20 protein-coding genes and 2 rRNA genes are annotated in these 21469 nt (G+C 68.6%); 2 read left to right on the top strand and 20 right to left on the bottom strand.

The genetic code is table 11. The features are described 5' to 3' along the window. Nucleotides 1–8: 8 nt before the first annotated feature. The 10 genes from LWW96_RS03770 to LWW96_RS03725 all read right to left on the bottom strand — a co-directional run bounded on the left by LWW96_RS03770 (nucleotide 9) and on the right by LWW96_RS03725 (nucleotide 10512). A complete protein-coding gene (locus LWW96_RS03770) occupies nucleotides 9–1454 on the bottom strand; it encodes a D-arabinono-1,4-lactone oxidase (protein ID WP_291484335.1) in 1446 nt (481 codons plus the stop codon). Then, nucleotides 1455–1898 carry a c-type cytochrome gene (locus tag LWW96_RS03765; protein ID WP_291484334.1) on the bottom strand — a complete coding sequence of 148 codons (444 nt, stop codon included), beginning with the start codon at nucleotides 1896–1898 and terminating at the stop codon, nucleotides 1455–1457. Between the two features lie 29 nt (nucleotides 1899–1927). Next, the gene (locus LWW96_RS03760) at nucleotides 1928–3364 is read right to left on the bottom strand and encodes an aldehyde dehydrogenase family protein (RefSeq protein ID WP_291484333.1); all 1437 of its coding nucleotides are present in this window, start codon (nucleotides 3362–3364) and stop codon (nucleotides 1928–1930) included. Between the two features lie 31 nt (nucleotides 3365–3395). Next, entirely contained in the window at nucleotides 3396–4565 is a 1170-nt protein-coding gene (locus LWW96_RS03755; RefSeq protein ID WP_291484332.1) for an MFS transporter, read from the bottom strand. Between the two features lie 33 nt (nucleotides 4566–4598). Then, a complete protein-coding gene (locus LWW96_RS03750) occupies nucleotides 4599–5216 on the bottom strand; it encodes a hypothetical protein (protein WP_291484331.1) in 618 nt (205 codons plus the stop codon). A 128-nt stretch (nucleotides 5217–5344) separates the two neighbouring features. Further along, a complete protein-coding gene (locus LWW96_RS03745; RefSeq protein WP_291484330.1) occupies nucleotides 5345–6832 on the bottom strand; it encodes an aminotransferase class III-fold pyridoxal phosphate-dependent enzyme in 1488 nt (495 codons plus the stop codon). 50 nt (nucleotides 6833–6882) lie between these two features. Next, on the bottom strand, nucleotides 6883–7536 hold the full coding sequence (locus LWW96_RS03740) for a class II aldolase/adducin family protein (RefSeq protein ID WP_291484329.1): 654 nt from the start codon (nucleotides 7534–7536) through the stop codon (nucleotides 6883–6885). Then, on the bottom strand, nucleotides 7533–9122 hold the full coding sequence (locus LWW96_RS03735) for an FGGY-family carbohydrate kinase (RefSeq protein ID WP_291484328.1): 1590 nt from the start codon (nucleotides 9120–9122) through the stop codon (nucleotides 7533–7535). Before LWW96_RS03735 ends, LWW96_RS03740 begins: the two co-directional genes overlap by 4 nt. A gap of 12 nt (nucleotides 9123–9134) precedes the next feature. Then, the gene (locus LWW96_RS03730) at nucleotides 9135–10016 is read right to left on the bottom strand and encodes a TorF family putative porin (protein ID WP_291484327.1); all 882 of its coding nucleotides are present in this window, start codon (nucleotides 10014–10016) and stop codon (nucleotides 9135–9137) included. A gap of 67 nt (nucleotides 10017–10083) precedes the next feature. Beyond that, nucleotides 10084–10512, bottom strand: a complete 429-nt coding sequence (locus tag LWW96_RS03725; RefSeq protein ID WP_291484326.1) for a DUF2147 domain-containing protein — start codon at nucleotides 10510–10512, stop codon at nucleotides 10084–10086. A 127-nt stretch (nucleotides 10513–10639) separates the two neighbouring features. On the opposite strand from LWW96_RS03725, the gene LWW96_RS03720 reads away from it, so the two are divergent. Then, the gene (locus tag LWW96_RS03720) at nucleotides 10640–11350 is read left to right on the top strand and encodes a TetR/AcrR family transcriptional regulator (RefSeq protein ID WP_291484325.1); all 711 of its coding nucleotides are present in this window, start codon (nucleotides 10640–10642) and stop codon (nucleotides 11348–11350) included. A gap of 126 nt (nucleotides 11351–11476) precedes the next feature. Here the strand turns inward: LWW96_RS03720 and LWW96_RS03715 are convergent, their stop codons facing one another. From LWW96_RS03715 to LWW96_RS03680, 8 genes are all read right to left on the bottom strand, one after another. Then, complete coding sequence (locus tag LWW96_RS03715) at nucleotides 11477–12607, bottom strand: acyl-CoA dehydrogenase family protein (RefSeq protein WP_291484324.1); 1131 nt, start codon at nucleotides 12605–12607, stop codon at nucleotides 11477–11479. Nucleotides 12608–12651: 44 nt separating this feature from the next. Beyond that, nucleotides 12652–13320, bottom strand: coding sequence for an SDR family oxidoreductase (locus LWW96_RS03710; protein ID WP_291484323.1), 669 nt, complete (start codon nucleotides 13318–13320; stop codon nucleotides 12652–12654). Between the two features lie 128 nt (nucleotides 13321–13448). Continuing rightward, nucleotides 13449–14642: an acetyl-CoA C-acyltransferase gene (locus LWW96_RS03705; protein WP_291484322.1), complete on the bottom strand. Its 1194-nt coding sequence runs from the start codon at nucleotides 14640–14642 to the stop codon at nucleotides 13449–13451. 84 nt (nucleotides 14643–14726) lie between these two features. Beyond that, complete coding sequence (gene aceK, locus LWW96_RS03700) at nucleotides 14727–16547, bottom strand: bifunctional isocitrate dehydrogenase kinase/phosphatase (RefSeq protein ID WP_291484321.1); 1821 nt, start codon at nucleotides 16545–16547, stop codon at nucleotides 14727–14729. 38 nt (nucleotides 16548–16585) lie between these two features. Next, the gene (gene can / locus LWW96_RS03695) at nucleotides 16586–17245 is read right to left on the bottom strand and encodes a carbonate dehydratase (RefSeq protein WP_291484320.1); all 660 of its coding nucleotides are present in this window, start codon (nucleotides 17243–17245) and stop codon (nucleotides 16586–16588) included. Nucleotides 17246–17282: 37 nt separating this feature from the next. Beyond that, the gene (locus LWW96_RS03690; RefSeq protein ID WP_291484319.1) at nucleotides 17283–18473 is read right to left on the bottom strand and encodes an isovaleryl-CoA dehydrogenase; all 1191 of its coding nucleotides are present in this window, start codon (nucleotides 18471–18473) and stop codon (nucleotides 17283–17285) included. Between the two features lie 51 nt (nucleotides 18474–18524). After that, on the bottom strand, nucleotides 18525–18989 hold the full coding sequence (locus LWW96_RS03685) for a PaaI family thioesterase (protein WP_291484318.1): 465 nt from the start codon (nucleotides 18987–18989) through the stop codon (nucleotides 18525–18527). 38 nt (nucleotides 18990–19027) lie between these two features. Continuing rightward, entirely contained in the window at nucleotides 19028–19423 is a 396-nt protein-coding gene (locus LWW96_RS03680; RefSeq protein ID WP_291484317.1) for a MerR family DNA-binding transcriptional regulator, read from the bottom strand. A 126-nt stretch (nucleotides 19424–19549) separates the two neighbouring features. Here LWW96_RS03680 and LWW96_RS03675 point away from each other — a divergent pair, with 126 nt between their 5' ends. After that, a complete protein-coding gene (locus tag LWW96_RS03675; protein ID WP_291484316.1) occupies nucleotides 19550–20629 on the top strand; it encodes an MBL fold metallo-hydrolase in 1080 nt (359 codons plus the stop codon). Nucleotides 20630–20849: 220 nt separating this feature from the next. On the opposite strand, the gene rrf is transcribed toward LWW96_RS03675, so the two are convergent. Further along, nucleotides 20850–20962, bottom strand: a 5S ribosomal RNA gene (gene rrf / locus LWW96_RS03670). A gap of 153 nt (nucleotides 20963–21115) precedes the next feature. After that, nucleotides 21116–21469, bottom strand: a 23S ribosomal RNA gene (locus LWW96_RS03665); the annotation flags it as partial.

Genomic DNA, 21469 nt, shown 5'->3' with positions numbered 1-21469 from the left:
GGGGTCCCCTAGGCAATGCCAAACACCGACCGCAGGTGCGCATTGAGCATGCGGCCCTGCGGGTCGAACGACGCGCGCAGCGCCTGGAAGTCGCGCCAGCGCGGGTACAGCGGCGCCAGCGTGGTGGCCGCGAGCGGGTGCATCTTGCCCCAGTGCGGGCGGCCGCCGTGGGCCCGGCAAATGGTGGCGCCGATCTGCACGATGTAGTCGTAGGGCTCGCCCGCGGCGGCGTGCAGGGCGATGGAGCAGCTGTCGCGGCCATGGAAGGGGCTGAGCCACGCGCCGTCGCCCCGCACCCAGCGGAACTCGATGGGGTAGAAAGCCTCGTTGTGCTGCTGCAGGGCATCGATGACCTGGCGCAAGCAGGCGATGCCGTTCTCCGCCGGCACATGCCACTCGGTCTCGTTGAAGCGCGACGCCCGCACGGTGGAGAGCAGCCGGTGGGCGCGCTCGCGGGCTTCCTCGGTCTGCTGCGGGTCGATGAAGCGCTGCGCCGCCCAGGTGCGCAACGCGGGAAAGCGCCCCAGCCAGTCGCGCAGGCGCTGCAGGTCGGCCAGCATCGCATCCTCGGCAGAACTGGGCAGCAGCAGGTCGTTGCCCTCGTACACCTCATGGGCCACGCCGGCCGCATAGCCGGTGAAGGGCAGCACGAACATCTCGAAGTGGCGGTGCCTGGCGGCCAGGGCCGGTGCGTCGCGCAGCAGGTCCTGCACGGGCTGCAGCCACACCTTGCGCCGCAGGTTGAACGCGGGCACCACGCGCAGCGTGAGCTGCGACACCACGCCCAGACAGCCCAGGGAGACGCGGAGCGCCGCCAGTGCATCCGCGTCGCGCGGCCCGCCCAGCTCCACCACCTGCCCGGCCGCGGTGACCAGCCGCGCACCCGCCACGCCGTCGTGCACCGCGGGCAGCGCGGCACCGGTGCCATGCGTGCCGGTGGCAATGGCGCCGGCAAGGGTCTGCGCGTCGATGTCCGGCAGGTTGGGCAGCGCCAGGCCTTCGGCGTCCAGCAGGCGCGCCAGGGCGCCCAGGCGCGTGCCCGCGTGCACCGTGGCGGTCATCGCAGCCTTGTCGATGCGCACGATGCCGGACAGGCGGTCCAGCGACACCAGCGTGCCAGCGGTGGGCACCAGGGCCGAGAACGAATGCCCCGCCCCCGCCACCCGCACCTCTCCGGTGGAGCGCGCCAGCAGCGCGGCGAGCTCGGCCTCATCGGCCGGCAGGGCGCGCGCCCGGGGCTGTGCGCGCAGCACGCCCGACCAGTTCTGCCAGGGCTGCGGCGGGGCCGGCGGCGTGGGCAGCCCCGTCCCTGGCGCGGGCTGGCTCTGTGCCCGGGCGCTGCCCGCCAGCTGCGGCGGGGCGAGCAGGCCGGCCACCACGGCGGAGGCGCTCGCGGCCATGGCGCGGCGGCGGCTGAATCGCGCGAACGCCGAAGGGTGGGTTGGCATGGTCATTCATGACCCCTGGATCAGGAAGTGGATGAGCTGGCGCAGCTCGGTGTCGCTGCAGTCGGTGCACAGCCCCATGGCGGGCATGGCGTTGAAGCCCTCGCGCACATGGGCCAGCAAGGCGCCCTCGCCCTGCGCTGCGCGGGCCTTCCAGGCGGGGGCAAACCCCGCCAGCGGTGCGCCGCTGCGCACGCCGTGGCACAGCAGGCAGGAGCGCTCGTACTTGGCGGCCAGCTGCGCATCGCGCGGGCGCAGGGCTTCGGCGCGGCGCACGTCGGCGTCCGTGGGCGGCGCAGGGTTGGGGCCGCAACCCGCCAGCAGCCACACCCCACCCGCGCAGCAAAGGGAGAGAACCCGGGCGGTGACCCGCGCGCGCACGGCCCTCCATGGGGCGCCACACCGCGCCTCCCGCAGGGTGGCGGCGCCGGGGGATTTCGCTTCGGATGGCATGGCCCGTCTCCTGGTTTCTTGGCGTGCCATCACACCCAGCGCAAGGCTTTGACCAAAACCGTGCTGAGCCGGTGCCGCAGCACGGTGTAGGGCGCAAAGAACAGCCGCACCACCGTGAACGGCCCCGCGGCCAGACAGGCGCGCTCGTGCGAAAACGCCTTGAAGCCGTAGCGCCCATGCGCGTTGCCAATGCCCGAATGGTTCACCCCGCCGAACGGCAACCCACCATGCGCGTACTGCTGCATGCAGTGGTTGAGGCAGATGCCGCCCGAGCTGGTCTGCGCCGTGACCAGCGCCTGCGCAGGCCGGTGGTGGCTGAAGAGGTACAGCGCCAGCGGCTTGGGCTGGGCGTTGATGCGGTCGATGACCTGCTGCAGATCGTCATACGTCTCGATGGGCAGCACGGGGCCGAAGATCTCTTCGCCGCTGATGCGCGCGCCGGCGGGCACATCGCCCAGCAGCGTGGGCGCCACGTAGCGCTGTGCGGCGTCATGCCGGCCGCCGGCCAGTAGCGTGGCGCCGCGCGCCAGGGCATCATCGATCAGTCCGCCCAGGCGCTCAGCATGGCGGCGCGTGACCATGCGCGCCAGGTCGGGGCTGGCCTGCACGGCCGCGTCGGTGCTGCCGTAGCGCGCGGCCAGGGTCTCCCGGCACAGCTGCACAAAGCGGGCGTACACGCTGCGGTGCACGTACACATGGTCGGGCGCCACGCAGGTCTGGCCGGCATTGGTGAACTTGCCCCACAGCACCAGCGCGGCCGCGCGGCGCAGGTCGGCCGACGCGTCCACGACCACGGGCGACTTGCCGCCCAGCTCCAGCGTGACCGACGTGAGGTGCCGGGCGGCCGCGGCCATCACCACCTTGCCTACCGCGGGCGAACCGGTGAAGAACACGTGGTCGAACGGCAGTGCCAGCAGGTGCTGGGCCGTGGCCACGCCGCCCTGCACCAGCGCGACCTCGGCGGGGTCGAACAGCGCGGCGACCAGCTCGGCCACCACGGCGTTGACGTGGGGCGTGAACTCCGAGGGCTTGAGGATGACGGCATTGCCCGCCGCGATGGCGGAGACGAGCGGCCCCAGCAAGGTGTTCACCGGGTAGTTCCACGGGCCGATGATGAGGCAGCGCCCCCGGGGCTGGCAAAGCACCCGGGCGCGCGTGCCCAGCGTGGTGAGCGTGGGCCCCACGCGCCGGGGCCGCATCCAGCGCGCCAGGTGGGCGATGGCGTGGCGCGCTTCGTCCACCACGGGCAGCAGCTCGGTCAGGTCCACCTCCAGCGGCGGCTTGCGCAGGTCGGCCGCGAAGGCCTGGTACAGCGCCTCGCGGCGGCTGAGCAGGCCGTCGCGCAGTCGCCGCAGCTTGGCCGCGCGCTCGCGGGCGGTGGAGCTGCGCAGGGCCAAGGCGGTGGGCGCCTGGCGGTCAAACAGGTGCTGGAGCACCTGGGGGGCGGTGTCGTCGGCAGGGTCCATGGGAACTTTCGGTAGCGGGCCCGCCGGCTGCTCACGGCAAGGCCGCGGCCCGTGCGGTAGAGCGTGGTGCGCGGCCGGCCAGCACCAGCACGCCTGCCGCCAGGGCAAACCCCGCGCTGAGCAGCGGCACGGCACTGGCGTCGTCGCCGTGCACGATGAACGACGCCATGAGCGGCCCGAACGCGCTGCCCAGCAACTGCGCAGCAGGCACCAGGCCGGCCAGGCGCCCACTGGGGTCGGCGCGAAAGGCCAGCCCGATATGGAAGGGCAGCATGAAGAGCCACACAAAGCCGAACAGCAGGCAGGCCAGCGCGAAGTTGCGCGTGCTGCCGGCGGGCAGCTGGTACACGGTGGCGGTGACAGCCGCCAGCGCCAGCGAACAGGCCACCAGCGTGGGGACGACAGGCAGGCGGCGCACGGCCCACGTGGCCACGCAGCCGGCCACCACCTGGGTGGCCAGCACGGCCGCAATCAGGGTCTGGGCGCCGCGCCCATCAAACCCCGCGGCCTGGCCCAAGGGTTCCAGGTAAGCCCAGAAGGAGCCCAGCGTGGCCAGCTGCAGGAAGGCCACGGCCAGCGGCTGCAGCGTGCGCCCGGACCAGCGAAAGCCCGACACGGTGGGCGGCACGAGCGGCGCCAGGCGCGCCGGCTGCAGGAAGGCCAGCACGCAGCACGACAGTGCCAGCACGCCCAGGATGCCGAAGCTGCCCTGCCACCCCCAGCGCGGGATGATGGCGTGGGCCAGCACCAGGCCCAGCAGGGCCTGCGCCAGGGTCTGCAGCACGAAGAAGATGCCGCCCACGCGCGCCGGATGGGCCGTGCGCACGATGACGCCGGTGGTGCCCCAGATGAGCACGCCCTCGGCCAGGCCCGCGGCTGCACGCACCGCTGTCATGGCGCCATCGCCCGTGGCCCGCACGGTCAGCGCGTCCAAGCCCCCGGCCGCCAGCGCGGCAGCCAGGGTGATCCAGCGCAGCTGGCCCACGGGCAGCAGCACGTCGCCCAGCACCACACCCAGGCCGAGCAGGATGATCTCGGCCATGGCCACGATGCCCACGCCTTCCAGGCTGACCTGGCGCGCGTCCACCAGTTCGCCCAGCACGATGGGCTGCACGCCCACCATGAGCACGGCGATGGTGCCGATGGCCAGCGCGGCGACCACCTGAGAGGCAGGAATGGGTGCGGTGGGGTGCATGCTCATGGGGTCGCCCTTCGTTGTGGGGGTGGAGGCCGGTCAGTAGCCCGCGCTTTCCTCGGGCAGCAAGCCCTGCTGGAGGCGTGCCGCAGCGCGCTGCTGATCTTTGCCCAGCCGGCGGTTGGCCACCCACCGCACGATCCAGGGCAAGGGGCGCACGCGCCCGCCGCCGGCCACGGCCAGCACATAGGCCTTGGCGCATTTTTCAAACAGTTCGGCGTTGAGCGCAAGCCGCAGCGCCGTGGTGCCCAGGCAAAGCGGTTGCCCCGCCACCAGCGCCACATTGCCGCGCCCAGGCACGGCCACTGCGGCGCCCGCTGGGTGCATGGGGCCCAGGTGGCGCGCCTGCTCGTCAAACACCTGGGGCAGGGTGCCGCCAAAGTCCGCCAGGCACTGGCCGAACGCCCCGCCGCCCAGGGCCGCCGCGCCTGCGTCGGCGCGCCGCGCATAGACCTGCCGGTGCACCGCGGCCTGCGGCAGCGGCGTGTGCAGGGGCACGCGCTGCGGCTGCTCGTCCGCGACCAAGCCGAACCACATGGCACCGCTGCCGGGGATGCGCAGCGACAGGCTGGCGCCCTCGCCTTGCAACAGTTGCCTGGCCTGCAGGCGGTTGCGCAACGCGGTCCACTCTTGGCGCAGCGGGTCTGGGGTGTTCATGGGGTGATGCCTCCTGCGAATCCGTGTTCGATCATTCATGCCCGTTCGGGCTGGGCCAGTCGAAGCCTTGCGCAGCGCTTCGACAAGCACAGCCCGAACGGTTGGTGCATGGGGTAAAGCAGCACGCGTCACACCAGCTTGAACACGTCTTCAAAACGGTTCAGCGCATCGTCGATCACCGCATCGGTGTCGGCCAGGCTGGTGTAGATGCGGCTGCCGGCCAGGGTGATGAGGCCGTGGGCGGTGTAGGCCGCCCCCATCTCTTCCATCATGTGCTTGCGGCGCTTGGCCTCGTCCTTGGCGCGGAAGAGCTTCCACAGGCTGCCCGTGTCCAGCAGCAGCACGCCCGAGGTCTGCAGGTGCACGATGGAACCCAGGTTGTAGGTCACGTAGGGCAGGCCCAGGCGGTTGATGATGCCGTCGAGCCCCTGGCGCAGCCGGTCGCCGGCGCGCCCGGCCACGCCGGCCGCGTCGGTGCGCTGCGCCTCCCGCAGCGCGTAGTAGCCGGCCACGCACGACAGCGGGTTGGCCGACAGCGTGCCGCCCACGAAGGCGCGCTTGGCGGTGGTGCCGATGCCGCCCACCAGCATCATCATGATGTCGCGGCGCCCGCCGATGGCGCCGGCCATGGGGTAGCCACCCGTGAGGCACTTGCCCAGCACGGTGAGGTCGGGCTTGACGCCGAAGTAGGCCTGCGCGCCGCCCATGCCGATGCGAAAGCCCGTGACCACTTCATCAAAGATCAGCAGCGCGCCGAACTCATCGCACAGCGCCCGCACCTGGCGGTTGTAGTCGGGGTGCACGGGGCGGGTGCCGCTCTCGGGGCCCAGGGGTTCCACCAGCACTGCCGCAGTGCCGCCGCGCAGGCGGTTCCAGCGCAGCTGGCTGCGCAGGGCGTCCAGGTCGTTGGGGTTGCATTCCTGCGTGTTGCCCGTGGCGCCGCGCGGGATGCCCACGGCCTCCATGCGGCCGGTCTTGGGCAGGCGCATGCCGTAGACCAGCTGGTCGCTCCAGCCGTGGTAGGCGCCGCCCACCTTGATGATGCGCTTCTTGCCGGTGTAGGCGCGCGCCAGGCGCACCGCGCCCATCACGGCCTCGGTGCCTGAGCCCAGCAGGCGCACCATGTCAACGCCGGGCATGCTCTGGCACACCAGCTCGGCCAGCTTGACCTCGTATTCGTGCAGCAGGCCGGTGACGGGGCCGCACGAATCCAGCACCTCGTTCACCTTCTGGCGCAGGGCCGGGTGGTTGGAGCCCAGCAGCGTGGGGCCACCGGCCTGCAGAAAGTCGATGTAGCGGTTGCCGTCCACGTCGGTCATGTGCGCGCCATCGGCCTGCGTGATGGCAAGCGGGAACGGATGGTTGAAGGCCAGGTTGTGCTGCACGCCGCCAGGGATCACGGCCTTGGCGCGCTCGGACAAGCGTTTGGAGCCTTGGCAGCGCTCGTCGAAGTAGCGCATCACCTGCGGCATCTTGTCGGCGCGGATGGGGCGCATGGGCTGCTTCACCAGCTCGGCAAAGCGGCGGTACAGATCGTCCACGTCGGGCCAGGCGGAAATGGCAGGGCGCGGGGTGGCAGCCGATGCGGCGGTGTGGAGGGGGGCAAGGTTGCTCATGGTGAACAAGTGCGGAGGTGCGAAGGTGAAAAGGTGGAGGAGGAGGTCGCTCAAGCCGCCAGCGCGTCGGCCACACGGCGCAGCGCGGCCTGCAGGGCGGGCTCGCGGCGGGCACGCTCCGACAGGGCCTGCAAGAGCTGCTGGCGGCACAGCGCCTCCAGCGCTTCCACCGCCTGCACGGCCGCCCCGGCGGAGGAGCCGCAGCACAGCACGCCGTGGTTGCGCATCAGGTAGGCATGGGTGTCCGGGCGCAACGCGCGCGCCAGCCGGGACGACAGCCAGCCGCTGCCCGAAGGCGCATAGCCCACCACCGGGATGGACGGCCCCAGCGTGGCCTGCAGGCGCCCCGGCGGCACGGCCAACGGCCGCCCCAGCAGCGCGCAGGCGCTGGCCACGGGCTGGTGGGTGTGGATGCTGGCCTGCACGTCGGGCCGGGCGCGCAGCACCTTGGCGTGCAGGCCGCTTTCCACCGACGGGGCGCGTGCGCCCGCGACCTGCTGCAGGTCGGCCAGGCGCAGCACGCAGATGTCGTCGGCCGCCATGGTGAGGTAGTCGGTGGCCGAGGGCGTGACGGCGATGTGCCCGGCATCGACGCGCAGCGCAATGTTGCCGCCGGTGCCCGAGAAATGGCCGCGGCGCGACAGCTCCAGGCACAGCTCGACGACGCTCTGGCGGATGGGCAAGGTGGCGGGGGTGTGCTTCATGCGGCGGCGCCCCGCGGGGCGTTGATGCGGTGGTAGAGCGGCGCCAGGCGGGTGCGCACTTCCTTGAAGGTCTCGAACTGGTCCCCGTACAGGCGGCGCAGCGCGCGGCTGGGCTCGTACACGGCGCGGGTTCGCCGCAGGTGGGCCAGGTCGGCAAAGGTGCACACGCCCAGGCCCACGCCGGCAATGAAGGCCGCGCCGATGGCGTTGGTCTGGATGGGGTTCTCCAGCTGCCGCACGGGCTGGCCCGTGACGTCGGCCATGATCTGGCACCACACGTCCGACTGGGCGCCGCCGCCCACGGCGTTGATGGCGCCGGCCTCGCGGCCCAGCAGGCGCGCAAACGGTTCCAGCATCCAGCGGGTGTTGAGCGCCACGCCCTCCAGGAAGGCACGGAAGATGTCCTCGCGCGTGTGCTCCAGCGACAGGTTGAGCAGGCCGGCGCGCAGGCGCGGGTCGTCCACCGGGGTGCGCTCGCCCAGCAGCCAGGGCGTGTAGATCAGGCCCCGCGCGCCCGGCGGCACGCGGGCGGCAATGCGGTTGAGCACCTCGTACACGGCGGGATGTTCCTCGTCGCTGGCCAGCTCGTCCGGGTGGTAGAGGATGCGGTCGCGCAGGAACGACAGGTTGGCTCCGGCCGTGGACTGCAGCGCCATGGCCAGGTAACGGCCATCGACGGCGCTGGGGATGGCGGCGATCTTGTGGCGCACATCGGTCTTCATGAAGGGCACGTGCGCGCCCAGCCAGGAGGAGGTGCCCAGGTACAGGTGGGTCTCGAAATCGGCCACTGCCGCGCCCACGGCCACGGCCGAGGTGTCCACCGCACCCGCCACCACCACGGTCTGCGGGCTGAGCCCCAGCGCCTGCGCGACCTGCGGCAGCAGCGGGCCCAGCACGTCGGTGGAGTGCACGATGTCTGGCAGCTTGGCGGCATCCAGGCCCAGCAGGCGGACGAGGCCCGCGTCGTAGCGCACGCGGTGAGGGTCTCGGTTGTCGGTGATCCAGGAGGTGACGGCGGAGTCCTGCGTGGCGCAGAAGCGCCCGGACAGGCGCAGGTTCAGGTAGTCCAGCACGTTGAGGAACTTGTACGTGCGCGCGTACCGCGCAGGCTCCTCGTCGTGCAGGTAGGCCATGTGCCCGGCCGAGTCGCGCCCGGACAGCGAGGGCGCCCCGCCGGTCAACCGCAGCCAGCGCCAGAGCCGAAGCGGCGCATAGCCCTCGATATTCAATGCCCTGCCGCGCACGCGCCGGGCGATGGCGGCTGCGCCACGGGCGTCCAGCCACGTCAGGGCGTTGCCGATGGCCTGGCCATCGCGGTCCACGCACACGGTGCCCTCGGTCTGGGTGGAGCAGCACACGGCCGCCACACGGCGGCGCAGCGCAGCGTCCGCCCCCAGGATTTCCCCGGCGCTGTCGAGGAAGGCGTTCCACCACGCCTGGGGAGATTGCTCGGCCAGCGCGCCCTGCACCTGCAGCGGCACCGGGCGGAAAGCCCACGCGTGCACGCTGCCGTCCAGCGCGACCAGGGCGCATTTGCAACCCGAGGTACCCAGGTCCACCGCCAGCACCAGCTGCTTTTCGTGCATCCACCGGTCCTGTCAGAAGCTGCGCGAGACCGAGAGGACCACGCGGCTGTTGTCCGTCGCTCGGGGGCGGGCGCCGTCCATGGCGATGTACAGCTCGCGCACGCGGGTGCGGGTGGTCATCCATTCGGCGGTCCAATGGAAGCCCCAGCGCTTGTGCGTGATGCCGATGGCGTAGTCCGAGAAGTTCGCTTCCTTGAAGTGGGCGATGCGCTGGTAGCCGGCGTGCAGGTTGAGCGTGGTGGTCGGGTTGAGCGGGTGCTTGTAGCCCACGTCGAACAGCCAGCTGCCACGCGAGTTGTGGTCGCCGCGGGCATAGCATTCCAGCGCCGGGGTGGGGTCCGCCATCAGCGACAGCATGGTGCCGCAGACCCCGCCGGTGTTGATGCCGCGGTAGGTCTTGGAGATCACGTTCATCACGCGGGCCTCCAGGTTGCCGTAGCCGATCTCGGCCACGGCAAAAGCGCTGTTGTAGCGGGTGCTGCGCCAGTCGGTGGGCTCACCGGTTTCCATGTTGAAGCCATGGGGTGCCTGAAACCTGGCACCCGGGAACATCTCGGCGGCCAGGCCCAGGCCGTAGTGCCAGCCGTCCGGGTCTCCGAACCGGTAGCCGCCGGCCAGCGTGACGCCCAGGCCCGCACCGTCCAGGAATTGCTTGCGGCTCACGGTGGCGAACTCGGCCAGGGCGACCCAGCCGCTTTCATGGGCAAGCTGCACGTTGAGCTTGGCCGCCGGGCCCCGCAGCGAGTCCGACACGCCTCGGCTGCGCTGGTCGGTGGTGAGCTTCACATCGGTGGTGACCGCATAGCTGGCGGTTTCCTGCGCGGATGCCGGCAGGGCCACGCCGGAGCAGAAGGCCACGGCAAGCGCGGCGGACGGGACACGGATCAGGCTCATGGAAGACTCCTTGGGTGGGGGTGGACGGAAGAAAGCGCGACGGCGTGGAAAGCTGCAGCGGGGCGGGTCAGGAGCCCGGCGCACACGACGGTGCCGCCGGCAAGGCCGCGACGCGCTGGAGCTGCTCGGTCTGCCCCAGGACCTCCACCCCCACGAAAGCGCGGATGCGCAGCTCGTCCCCTTTGGCGCGCACGGCGCCCTTGTATTTCTTCTGGTCGCGCGGATCGAACACCCAGCCATCGCGCCACGCATCACCGGCATAGCGAGCCAGCTGGGCGATGCGCACATGGCAGGTACTGGCGGGGGTGCCGGCATCCTTGTCCCACACCACGGTTCCGCACAGCGCGGCCGGTGCGTCATCGCAGGCGGCAAAGCGGATCACCGCATCGCGCTCGGCCGTCATCCACAAGCCCTGGGCATCGTCGGGCCCGGCCGCGCGGGCGGCGGCCGCCAGAAGGCAGCTCCCCAGGGCCAGCCAGCAGATCGTGGTCTTCATCGCGCGCTCCTTTCTTGAGCCAAAGCAAAACCGCCAAGATAGCGATGGCTAGTATATAGTTATGACTATTGTTTGCGTAAACCACGGATACTGGGACAATCCCTGATATCCCCGGACGCTCCCCCCGATGCCTGCCACCCGCCACCACCCGCCTTCGCTGGCCACCAAGAAACAGCCTGCGCAGCAGCGGGCCGCAGAGACGTACGAACGCATCCTGGAGGTGACGGCCCAGACGCTGGCCGACGTAGGCATCGAGCGGCTGTCCACCAACCTGGTGTGCGAGCGCGCCGGGCTGACGCCGCCCGCGCTGTACCGCTACTTCCCCAACAAGTACGCCCTGCTGTCCGAGCTGGGCAAGCGCCTGATGCAAACGCAGAACGCGCGCGTGGACCGCTGGATCACGCTGGACGCGCTGGCGGGGGGCGTGGAGAGCCTGGAGCGCGCCGTGGAGGGGCTGATCCTCGACACCTACGAAGCCACGGTGCAGACGGTGGGCGGGGTCTGGATCATGCGGGCGCTGCGCGCAGTGCCGGCGTTGCAGGAGGTGCGCCTGGCGTCGCACGCCACCGTCACGCAGGAGCAGGCGCGCCTGCTTTCCCGGGCGCTGCCCGGGGCGGACGCGGCCGAACTGCAGCTGGTCAGTCGCATCGTGGTGGAGCTGATCTATGCCACCGTTGAAATGATCTTCGACGAGCCGCTGGATGTGAATGCCGTGGCGCGCACCGTGGCGGGCATGGTGGCCAGCCACCTCACCAAGGTGCAGCCGCAAGCGGGCCGCGCGGCCAGCCCCCGCAACCCGCCGGCCCAGCCGCGGGCGGCCCGGCGCAGCGCCGCTTGACAGGCCCCGGGGCTGTTGCTAGCTCCTCGCGCGGCCTTGCCGGCCCCGAGGAAAAATCAAGCCAATTTCGGCCACAGCGCTTGTCCAGCAAGCGCAAGAAGCTATTCTTTCTATAGCAAAAGCGCTTCACGCCAGCGCGCGCTGGATGAGGATCTTCTGCACGTCGCTGGTGCCCTCGTAGATCTGGCACACGCGCACGTCGCGGTAGATGCGCTCCACCGGGAAGTCGTTGACGACGCCGTAGCCGCCCAGGGTCTGGATGGCGGCGCTGCACACGCGCTCGGCCATTTCGCTGGCAAACAGCTTGGCCATGGCGGCCTCCTTCAGGCAGGGGCGGCCCGCATCGCGCAGCGCCGCCGCGTGCCAGATGAGCTGGCGCGCGGCCTCGATCTGCGTGGCGCACTCGGCCAGGCGAAAGCCCACGGCCTGGTGGTTGAAGATGGCGGTGCCGAAGCTCTCGCGCTCTTTCGCGTACTGCACGGCAAAGTCAAACGCACTCCTCGCCATGCCCACGCTCTGCGCCGCGATGCCGATGCGCCCGCCTTCGAGCGCGCCCAGGGCGATCTTGTAGCCCTCGCCCTCGGCGCCGATCAGGTTCTCGGCGGGGATGCGGCAGTTGTCGAAGTTGATCTGCGCCGTGTCGCTGCTGTGCTGACCGAGCTTGTCTTCGAGCCGCGCCACCACGTAGCCCGGCGTGTGGGTGGGCACGAGGAAGGCGCTCATGCCCTTCTTGCCTGCGCCCTTGTCGGTCACGGCGATGACGATGGCCACATGGCCGTTTTGGCCGCTGGTGATGAACTGCTTGACGCCGTTGATCACGTATTCGTCACCCTGCTTCACGGCCGTGGTGCGCAGGGCAGAGGCGTCGGAACCCACATGCGGCTCGGTCAGGCAGAACGCCCCCAGCATTTCGCCGCGGGCCAGCGGCGTAAGCCAGTCGCGCTGTTGCTGCGCATTGCCATAACGCAGGAGGATGGCGTTGACCGGGCAGTTGGTCACGCTGATGGCCGTGCTGGTGCCGCCGTCGCCAGCGGCGATCTCTTCCAGCACCAGCGCGAGCGTGACGTAATCCAGGTTCGCCCCGCCGAAATCCTCGGGCACGCAGATGCCGTAGGCGCCCAGGGCGGCCAGGCCCTGGTGGGCGTCCTTGGGGAAGTGGTGTTCCTTGTCCCAGCGCGCGGCGTGGGGCCACAGCTCGGTCTGGGCAAAGTCGCGCACCGCGTCGCGGATCATTTCCTGGTCTTGGGTCAGCAGCATTGGGGTGTCTCCGAAAGTCGTTTCGTTGTTCGTTGAAAAGGGGCCTACCAGTGCGCAGCGCGGCGGCCGTCGTGGTGCAGCAGGCAGCCCTTGTCAGCCGGCGTGAGGCCCGCCACGGTGTTGCGCAGGCCCCGCACGCTGTCGGCCGCCGCCAGCGGGGCACCGCCACCGCCCATGTCGGTCTGCACCCAGCCGGGGTCGATGGTGATGAGCGTGGCGCCGGGGTAGTCGTGCTGGGCCGCAGCCACGGCCATGTTGAGCGCGGCCTTGCTGGTGCGGTACAGCCAGGCGTTGCTGTTGGGCACGCTGCCGATCTGGGACATGGAGGACGAGATGAATGCAAACACGCCGCCCACCGCCGCCACCAGCGGCGCCACTTGCGGAATCGTCTGCATGGCGCCCAGCACGTTGGTGTGCATGACGGCATCAAAGTCCTGCTGCGTGGGCGGCGTGCGTGCATCCGGGCGGCGGATCACCCCGGCCACGTACCAGGCGATGTCGATCTTCTCGCCGTCGAGCTGCCAGGCCAGGCCGCTGACGCTGGCGGGGTTCGCCACATCCACCGTCAGCACCTCGGCCCCCAGCGCCAGCACGCGCTCGCGGCCGGGGTCGTCGCGCACGGTGGCGATCACGCGGCGGCCCGCCTCGGTGTATTGGCGCACCAGCTCCAGGCCGATGCCGCGGGACGCGCCGATGATGAGTACAGCGTTCATTTTTTAAGCAAATGGGCCTCTAGCGCTTTACCAGCAAGCGCTAGCAGCTATCAAAACAGAAGCATTCAGCGACAGGGCACAACAGCGCAGGCACGGCGCATGGCCGCGCAGCCGTGCGCCCCGCCCGCTCACAACAGTTCCAGCGCCACGGCCGTGGCCTCGCCGCCGCCGATGCACAGCGTCGCCAGGCCCTTGGTCAGGCCGCGCGCCTTCAGCGCGTACATCAGCGTGACCATGATGCGCGCGCCGCTGGCGCCGATGGGGTGGCCCAGGGCGCAGGCGCCGCCGTTCACGTTGACCTTGTCGTGCGGCAGGTCCAGCTCTTTCATCAGCGCCATGGGCACCACGGCGAAGGCCTCGTTGATTTCCCACAGCTGCACGTCGCCCACCTGCCAGCCGGCCTTGGCCAGCGCCTTTTGCGTGGCGCCGAGCGGGGCGGTGGCGAACCACTCGGGCTCCTGCGCGTGGGTGGCGTGGCTCACGATGCGGGCCAGCGGCTTGCAGCCAAGCTTCTGCGCCGTGGACTGGCGCATCAGCACCAGCGCGGCGGCGCCGTCGTTGATGCTGGAGCTGGACGCGGCGGTGATGGTGCCGTCCTTCTTGAACGCGGGCTTGAGGGTGGCGATCTTTTCGAGCTTGACCTTGCCGGGGCCTTCGTCCACCGACACCACGGTTTCGCCCGCGCGGGTCTTGACGGTGACGGGCACGATCTCGGCCGCGAACGCGCCGGACTCGGTGGCGGCCTTGGCGCGCTGCACGCTGGCGGTGGCAAAGGCATCCTGCTGCTCGCGGGTGAAGTGGTACTTGGCGGCGCAGTCTTCGCCAAAGGTGCCCATGCTGCGGCCGGGCTCGTAGGCGTCTTCCAGGCCGTCGAGCATCATGTGGTCGAAGATGCGGTCGTGCCCCAGGCGGTAGCCGCCGCGCCCTTTCTGCAGCAGGTACGGGGCGTTGGTCATGCTCTCCATGCCGCCGGCCACCATCACGTCGTGCGTGCCGGCCAGGAGCATGTCGTGCGCCATCATGGCGGCCTTCATGCCGGAGCCGCACATCTTGCTGAGGGTGACCGCGCCCGCTTCCTTGGGCAGGCCGCCCTTGAAGGCCGCCTGGCGTGCGGGCGCCTGGCCCTGGCCCGCCATCAGGCAGTTGCCGAACAGCACTTCGCCCACGGCGCCGGGCGACACGCCCGCGCGTTCGATAGCGGCCCGGATGGCAGCGCCGCCCAGGTCGTGCGCGGCAAGGCTGGAGAAATCGCCCTGCAGCGAGCCCATGGGCGTGCGCGCGGCGCCGACGATGACGACGGGGTCTTGAACGGTGGTGGACATGGGAGGTCTCCTCAAAAGGTCTTGGAACAAAGGTTGAGAAACAAACGGGCACGGACAGGCGGCGGCGCCAGGGCGCTTGGGCGCCTACCCGCTGCCCACGGCATGGGGCGCGGCCGCGTGCTCGAAGCGCCGGTCGGCGTCGTAGGGAAACACGTCAAACAGGTGGCCGGCCTGGATGCGCTCCTTGTGCGTTTGCCAGAAGCCGGGGTCCAGCAGGTCGGCGTGGTGGCGCAGAAACACCTCGCGTACCGCATCGTTGCCCAGCAGGAAGGGCCCGAAAGTTTCGGGAAACACGTCGTGCGGGCCCACGCTGTACCAGACCTCTCCGCTCATCTCCTCCTCCTCGTTGCGTGGCGCGGGCACGCGGCGGAAGTTGCAGTCGGTGAGGTATTCGATCTCGTCGTAGTCGTAGAACACCACCTTGCCGTTGCGGGTGATGCCGAAGTTCTTCCACAGCATGTCGCCCGGGAAGATGTTGGCCGCCACCAGGTCCTTGATGGCGTTGCCGTATTCGATGACGCTGTGCTCCATCTGCTGGCGCGCGCGCGGGTCCGACAGGCCGGTGTCGAAGGCCTCCTGCAGGTAGATGTTCAGCGGAATCATCCGCCGCTCGATGTACAGGTGCTTGATGATCACTTCGGTCTGGCCGTCGCCGTCCCGGTCGCTGATCTCCAGCTGGCTGGGCGCGAACTTCTCGATCTCGGCAATCAGCGCGTCGTCAAAGCGCTCGCGGGGAAACGCCACCTCGCTGTACTCCAGCGTGTCGGCCATGCGGCCCACGCGGTCGTGCTGCTTGACCAGCAGGTACTTGGCCTTGATCTGCTCGCGCGTGGTTTCCTTCTGCAGCGGAAAATAGTCCTTGATGAGCTTGAAGACGAAGGGAAAGCTCGGCAGGTCGAACACCAGCATCACCATGCCCTTGATGCCGGGCGCGATGCGGAACTGGTCGGTGGAGTGCCTGAGGTGGTAGAGGAAGTCGCGGTAGAACAGCGTCTTGCCCTGCTTGGCCAGGCCCAGGGCGTTGTAGATTTCCGCGCGCGGCTTGCGGGGCATGAGGCTGCGCAGGAACTGCACGTAGGCGCTGGGGATCTCCATGTCCACCATGAAGTAGGCCCGGGCAAAGCTGAACAGCACCTGCAGGTCGTCCTCGCCGAACAGCGCCGCGTCGATCAGCAGCTTGCCGTCCTGCCCGTGCAGGATGGGCAGGGCAAACGGTATCTCGGTGAAGCCGTTGATGATCTTGCCCACCAGGTAGGCGCCCTTGTTGCGGAAGAACAGGCTGGTGAGCACCTGGATCTGGAAGTTGGCCCGCAGCCGCACCTTGTCCAGCCGCGTCCGCATGGCCGCCCCCACCAGGGCGCTGTCGCGTGCCAGGTCGGAGAATTCGCGCTGGAGTTCGCAGTGCTCGACCATCTGCCGCAGCGTCTGCGCCAGGTTGTCGCGCGACGGGTAGTAGGCGCGGTAGGTGGGGCGGGCCGCCGGCTCGTCGTTTTCGATGTACTCCGTGCTCACGGCCGGGCGCACGAAGATGAAGTCGTTGTGAAAGTGCGTGCGGTGCAGGATCTTGGTCGTCACCGAGTTGAAGAAGGTCTCGGCCAGCTCGGGCTGGTAGTGGTTCACCAGCAGGCCGATGTAGTGCAGCTTCACCTGGTGCCACACCTCCATGGGCTGCGAGCCCGCGCCAAACTCCTTCTCCAGCCGGCGCACGCACTCTTTCACGCGCAGGTCGTAGAACTCGATGCGCTCGCGCTGCGCGCGCTGCTGGCCGGCCCAGTCGGCGGTTTCAAAGCGGTGCTTGGCCCGCGCCGACTCCGTGCGGAACAGGCGGTAGTGGCGGTTGAACCCGTCCATCATGGCCTTGGCAATGCCATAGGCCTGGGGCGCGTCAAGCCGTGGCGGGAACATGGCGGGCTCTCAACCGCGGGGTACCTGCGGCACGCCGCCTACTGGCGCTGCACGGCCGCCACACCGGCGATGGCGGCCTTGTAGAGCGACTCCAGCCCCTGCGTGCTGTCCACCGTCATGTGCAGGTTGTTGATGAGGCCGTCCTTGAGGCCGTAGCACCAGCCGTGTAGCGTGACCTTCTGGCCGCGGCCCCAGGCGTCCAGCATCACGGTGGTCTGCGCCACGTTCACGACCTGCTCGATGGCATTGAGTTCACACAGCACATCGTGGCGCCACTGGGGCGCAATGGACGCGATCAGGTCGCGGTGGCGGTCGCGCACGTCGGTCACATGGCGGATCCAGTTGTCGGCCAGGCCCACCCGCGTGCCCTCCAGCGCGGCCAGCACGCCGCCGCAGCCGTAGTGGCCCACCACCATGAGGTGCTCCACCCGCAACTGGTCCACCGCATACTGGATGGTCGACAGGCAGTTGAGGTCGGTGGGCACCACGACGTTGGCCACATTGCGGTGCACGAACACTTCCCCCGGCTCCAGGCCGGTGATCTGGTTCGCAGGCACGCGGCTGTCGGAACAGCCAATCCACATGTACTTGGGCTTTTGCTGCGCCAGCAGGGCCGTGAAGAAGCCCGGCCGCTCGCGCTCCATCTGGGCCGCCCAGGCGCGGTTGTGGACAAACAGGTCGTCGATGGAGGAAGACATGGGATGTTGGCGGGTCAAGGGTTGAAGGGTGACGCGGTCAGCAGGTTTCGGCGAACAGCTCGCGGCCGATCAGCATGCGGCGGATTTCGCTGGTGCCGGCGCCGATCTCGTAGAGTTTCGCATCACGCCACAAGCGGCCCAGCGGATATTCGTTGATGTAGCCGTTGCCGCCGTAGATCTGCACGCCCTCGCCAGCCATCCAGGTGGCCTTCTCGGCGCACCACAGGATGACGCTGGCGCAGTCCTTGCGCACCTGGCGCACGTGCTCGGTGCCCAGCATATCGAGGTTCTTGGCCACCGTGTAGGCAAACGAGCGCCCTGCCTGCAGCACGGTGTACATGTCGGCCACCTTGCCCTGGATGAGCTGGAATTCGCCGATGCTCTGGCCGAACTGCTTGCGGTCGTGAATGTAGGGAACCACGTTGTCCATCACCGCCTGCATGATGCCCAGCGGCCCGCCTGTGAGCACGGCGCGCTCGTAGTCCAGCCCCGACATCAGCACCTTGGCCCCGCCGTTGACGGTGCCGAGCACGTTTTCGGCCGGCACTTCGACATCCTGGAACACCAGCTCGCCCGTGTGCGAGCCGCGCATGCCCAGCTTGTCGAGCTTCTGCGCGATGGAAAAGCCCTTCATCCCTTTCTCGATCAGGAAGGCCGTCACGCCACGGGCGCCCAGTTCGGGTTCCGTCTTGGCATAGACCACCAGGGTGTCCGCATCCGGCCCGTTGGTGATCCACATCTTGCTGCCGTTGAGCAGGTAGTAGCCGCCCTTGTCCTCGGCCTTGAGCTTCATGCTGATGACGTCGGACCCGGCACCGGGCTCGCTCATCGCCAGCGCGCCCACGTGTTCGCCGCTGATCAGCTTGGGCAGGTACTTCTGCTTTTGCGCATCGCTGCCGTTGCGGTTGATCTGGTTCACGCACAGGTTGCTGTGGGCGCCATAGGACAGGCCCACAGAGGCGCTGGCACGCGAGATCTCCTCCATGGCCACCATGTGGGCCAGGTAGCCCATGTTGGCACCGCCGTACTGCTCGGGCACGGTGATGCCCAGCACGCCCAGGTCGCCCATCTTGCGCCACACGTCCATGGGGAACTGGTCGGTGCGGTCGATCTCCCCCGCGCGGGGCGCGATTTCGGCCTGCGCAAAATCCCGCACGGCGTCGCGCAGCGCGTCAATGTCGTCGCCCAACTGGAAGTTGAGGCCGGGCAGGTTGGAGGAAAGGCTCATGGGGTGTCTCCTTGGAAGTGGCAGGTAATCGAAAGACAGGAAGCCGCGCGCTCAGCCCTGGACGGTGTCTCGTCCGGTAACCGCCATCAGGGTGCACCCCATGGTGGCGACGAGCTTCTCGCGGCTGCCGTTCAGGGCAAAGGCGCGGCCCTCGCAAACGGTGAGGGTCCGGCCGGGCTTGAGGACGCGGCCCTCCATCCGGAACCGCTCGCCCTGGGCAGGCGCGAGCAGGTTGATCTTGAATTCCACCGTGAGCACGGCCGCGTCTTCCGCCATCAGGGTGAAGCCCGCGTAGCCGCAGGCCGAGTCCAGCGCGGCGGCCACCATGCCGGCATGCAAAAACCCATGCTGCTGCGTCAGTCCCGGGGCCCAGGGCAGTTCGATGGCGACCACCCCTGGAGCGATCACGGCCAGCTCCGCCGCCAGCGTCTGCATGGCGCCCTGGCGGGCAAAGCTCTCCCGCACACGCTCAGCGTAGTGGGCGCACCGGGGCTCGAAAGAGGGCTGGGTCGTCACGGTTTTTGATTTACGTTTACGTAAACGTCAATTATGGATCATTTTTCTGATTCCACCTTGCGCAGCAGGGCGCGGGCCTCTTCCTCGTGCTCCTGAACCTCTTCCAGGTTCGCCCGCAGGTCGGCCATCTGCTCCTCCAGCTGCTTGCGGTGGACCACCAGCACATCCAGGAACTTGCGCAGCTGTACCCCGGTGTCGCGGGGGCTGTCGTACAGGTCGATGATCTCCTTGGCCTCCGTCAGCGACAGGCCCAGGCGCTTGGCCCGCAGGGTCAGCCGCAGCCGGGTGCGATCACGGGCGCTGTAGACGCGGTTGCGGCCCGCAGGCCCCGTGCGTGCCGGCTGCAGCAGGCCCATGTCTTCGTAGAAGCGGATGGCCCGCGTGGTGAGATCAAACTCTTTGGCGAGATCGCTGATGGTGTAGGTGGTGGCCATGGTGTGCTGGAGCGGAGCCCGGTGCCCTTTCGCACAAGAGACAGCCCCGCGGCCATCGCTGCCTACAATGCACCGGATTCGTGACGTTTACGTTAACGTCAATCCTACCGCATGCGATCGGCCGCCATGAACCCCCAAGAACACCAGATCGATTACCCCCACGGCGAGGCGCTACCGCCCCCGGGCTCCGCCCTCACGGTGGCGCCGGGCGTCAAGTGGATCCGGATCGGGCTGCCGTTCGCACTCGACCACATCAATTTGTGGCTGCTGCGGGACCGGCAGGTGGACGCCCACGGAGCGCTGGTGGAAGGCTGGACCGTGGTGGATTGCTGTATCGACAGCGCTGGCGCACGCGCGCAATGGGAGCAGGTGTTTGCCAGTGCCCTGGAGGGCCTGCCGATCCTGCGCGTGGTCGTGACCCACATGCATCCCGACCACATCGGCTTGGCACATTGGCTGTGCGAGCGCTGGAACGTGCGCCTGTGGATCAGCGCCACCGACTACCACGTGGCCCGCACCGCGGTTTATGACCGCGATGGCTTTGGCGGCGAGGCCGGCGCAGACTTCTACACCGTGCACGGGATGCAAGACCCGGCGTTTCTGCAGCATGTACGCGGCCGGGCCTCGTATTTCCCCACGCTGGTGCCCGCCATTCCCGCCCGTTACCACCGCCTCATGGACGGAGATGCCGTGCAGATTGGCGACCACGCTTGGCAGTGCATCAGCGGCTATGGCCACGCGCCCGAGCACATAGCGCTGTACTGTGCAGAGCTGGGCGTGCTCATCAGCGGCGATATGGTGCTGCCGCGCATCTCCACCAACGTGAGCGTCCACGCCACCGAGCCCGAGTCAAACCCCCTTCGGCTCTTCTTGACGTCCCTGCTCCGCTATCTGCCGCTGCCGGCGACAACGCTGGTGTTGCCCTCGCATGGCAAACCGTTTCTGGGCTTGCGGGAACGCATTCACCAGCTGCAACAGCACCACGAAGAACGGCTCAGCGAAATTTTGAAGGCGGCGGAAAAGGGCCCCTTGTCGGCCGCCGATGCGATGCACCTGATGTTTCGGCGCAAGCTCGACACCCACCAGATGACCTTCGCCATGGGCGAGGCCCTCGCACACCTGCACTGGCTGTGGCGGGACGGGCAGTTGCAGCGCGTGCTGGATTCCGGTGGGGTGTACCGGTTTCACCGGACTCCGCAGGCCTGAGCAGACTTGCATCCCAAGGCCCTTCGCCGGCACGGGGGCTGGGGAACACCCGGAACACGCGACAACGCGAAGTCGGCGCAGCGGCGTGAGCCGTCCTCATGGGGCCGATGACGCGCGCATTTTGGAGATTTCGAGAGTGGAAAAACTGGTCTTTTCGCCCCGCCAAAGCAAAACGCCCTTCTACTCGGGAGGAGCAGAAGGGCGGTTTGGGGCTGTAAGAGCCTGACGATGACCTACTTTCACACGGGAACCCGCACTATCATCGGCGCAAAGTCGTTTCACTGTCCTGTTCGGGATGGGAAGGAGTGGTACCAACTTGCTATGGTCATCAGGCATAACTTGGTGCTGGGCAGTTGTTGAGAACTGCCTGGCGAATTCATAGAGTTTGGAATCAGCAGGTGTATTTTGACTGCGTCTAACTTGGCATAACAGACTTTGAGCTTTTCGCGAACCCTTGATGGGGTGCGTATTGGCTATCAAAGTTATAGGGTCAAGCCGCACGAGCAATTAGTACTGGTTAGCTTAACGCATTACTGCGCTTCCACACCCAGCCTATCAACGTCCTGGTCTTGAACGACTCTTCAGGGGGCTCAAGGCCCCGGCAGATCTCATCTTGAAACGAGTTTCCCGCTTAGATGCTTTCAGCGGTTATCTCTTCCACACTTAGCTACTCGGCAATGCCACTGGCGTGACAACCGATACACCAGAGGTGTGTCCACTCCGGTCCTCTCGTACTAGGAGCAGGCTTCCTCAAATCTGCAGCGCCCACGGAAGATAGGGACCAAACTGTCTCACGACGTTTTAAACCCAGCTCACGTACCTCTTTAAATGGCGAACAGC

Source organism: Acidovorax sp. (assembly GCF_021287135.1).
Taxonomy (GTDB): Bacteria; Pseudomonadota; Gammaproteobacteria; order Burkholderiales; family Burkholderiaceae_C; genus Acidovorax.
The sequence above is the reverse complement of the archived record's forward strand: the minus strand, read 5'-3'. Positions and strand labels throughout refer to the sequence as shown.

Bases quoted from the DNA above. Each gene is read 5' to 3' on its own strand.
- LWW96_RS03715 (WP_291484324.1), bottom strand. From the start codon at position 12,607: ATGCTGCTGACCCAAGACCAGGAAATGATCCGCGACGCGGTGCGCGAC.
- LWW96_RS03745 (WP_291484330.1), bottom strand. From the start codon at position 6,832: ATGAGCAACCTTGCCCCCCTCCACACCGCCGCATCGGCTGCCACCCCG.
- LWW96_RS03690 (WP_291484319.1), bottom strand. From the start codon at position 18,473: ATGAGCCTTTCCTCCAACCTGCCCGGCCTCAACTTCCAGTTGGGCGAC.
- LWW96_RS03710 (WP_291484323.1), bottom strand. From the start codon at position 13,320: ATGAACGCTGTACTCATCATCGGCGCGTCCCGCGGCATCGGCCTGGAG.
- LWW96_RS03675 (WP_291484316.1), top strand. From the start codon at position 19,550: ATGAACCCCCAAGAACACCAGATCGATTACCCCCACGGCGAGGCGCTA.
- LWW96_RS03740 (WP_291484329.1), bottom strand. From the start codon at position 7,536: ATGAAGCACACCCCCGCCACCTTGCCCATCCGCCAGAGCGTCGTCGAG.
- LWW96_RS03770 (WP_291484335.1), bottom strand. From the start codon at position 1,454: ATGACCATGCCAACCCACCCTTCGGCGTTCGCGCGATTCAGCCGCCGC.
- LWW96_RS03760 (WP_291484333.1), bottom strand. From the start codon at position 3,364: ATGGACCCTGCCGACGACACCGCCCCCCAGGTGCTCCAGCACCTGTTT.
- LWW96_RS03705 (WP_291484322.1), bottom strand. From the start codon at position 14,642: ATGTCCACCACCGTTCAAGACCCCGTCGTCATCGTCGGCGCCGCGCGC.
- LWW96_RS03765 (WP_291484334.1), bottom strand. From the start codon at position 1,898: ATGCCATCCGAAGCGAAATCCCCCGGCGCCGCCACCCTGCGGGAGGCG.
- can (WP_291484320.1), bottom strand. From the start codon at position 17,245: ATGTCTTCCTCCATCGACGACCTGTTTGTCCACAACCGCGCCTGGGCG.
- LWW96_RS03725 (WP_291484326.1), bottom strand. From the start codon at position 10,512: ATGAAGACCACGATCTGCTGGCTGGCCCTGGGGAGCTGCCTTCTGGCG.
- aceK (WP_291484321.1), bottom strand. From the start codon at position 16,547: ATGTTCCCGCCACGGCTTGACGCGCCCCAGGCCTATGGCATTGCCAAG.
- LWW96_RS03750 (WP_291484331.1), bottom strand. From the start codon at position 5,216: ATGAACACCCCAGACCCGCTGCGCCAAGAGTGGACCGCGTTGCGCAAC.
- LWW96_RS03730 (WP_291484327.1), bottom strand. From the start codon at position 10,016: ATGAGCCTGATCCGTGTCCCGTCCGCCGCGCTTGCCGTGGCCTTCTGC.
- LWW96_RS03735 (WP_291484328.1), bottom strand. From the start codon at position 9,122: ATGCACGAAAAGCAGCTGGTGCTGGCGGTGGACCTGGGTACCTCGGGT.
- LWW96_RS03755 (WP_291484332.1), bottom strand. From the start codon at position 4,565: ATGAGCATGCACCCCACCGCACCCATTCCTGCCTCTCAGGTGGTCGCC.
- LWW96_RS03680 (WP_291484317.1), bottom strand. From the start codon at position 19,423: ATGGCCACCACCTACACCATCAGCGATCTCGCCAAAGAGTTTGATCTC.
- LWW96_RS03720 (WP_291484325.1), top strand. From the start codon at position 10,640: ATGCCTGCCACCCGCCACCACCCGCCTTCGCTGGCCACCAAGAAACAG.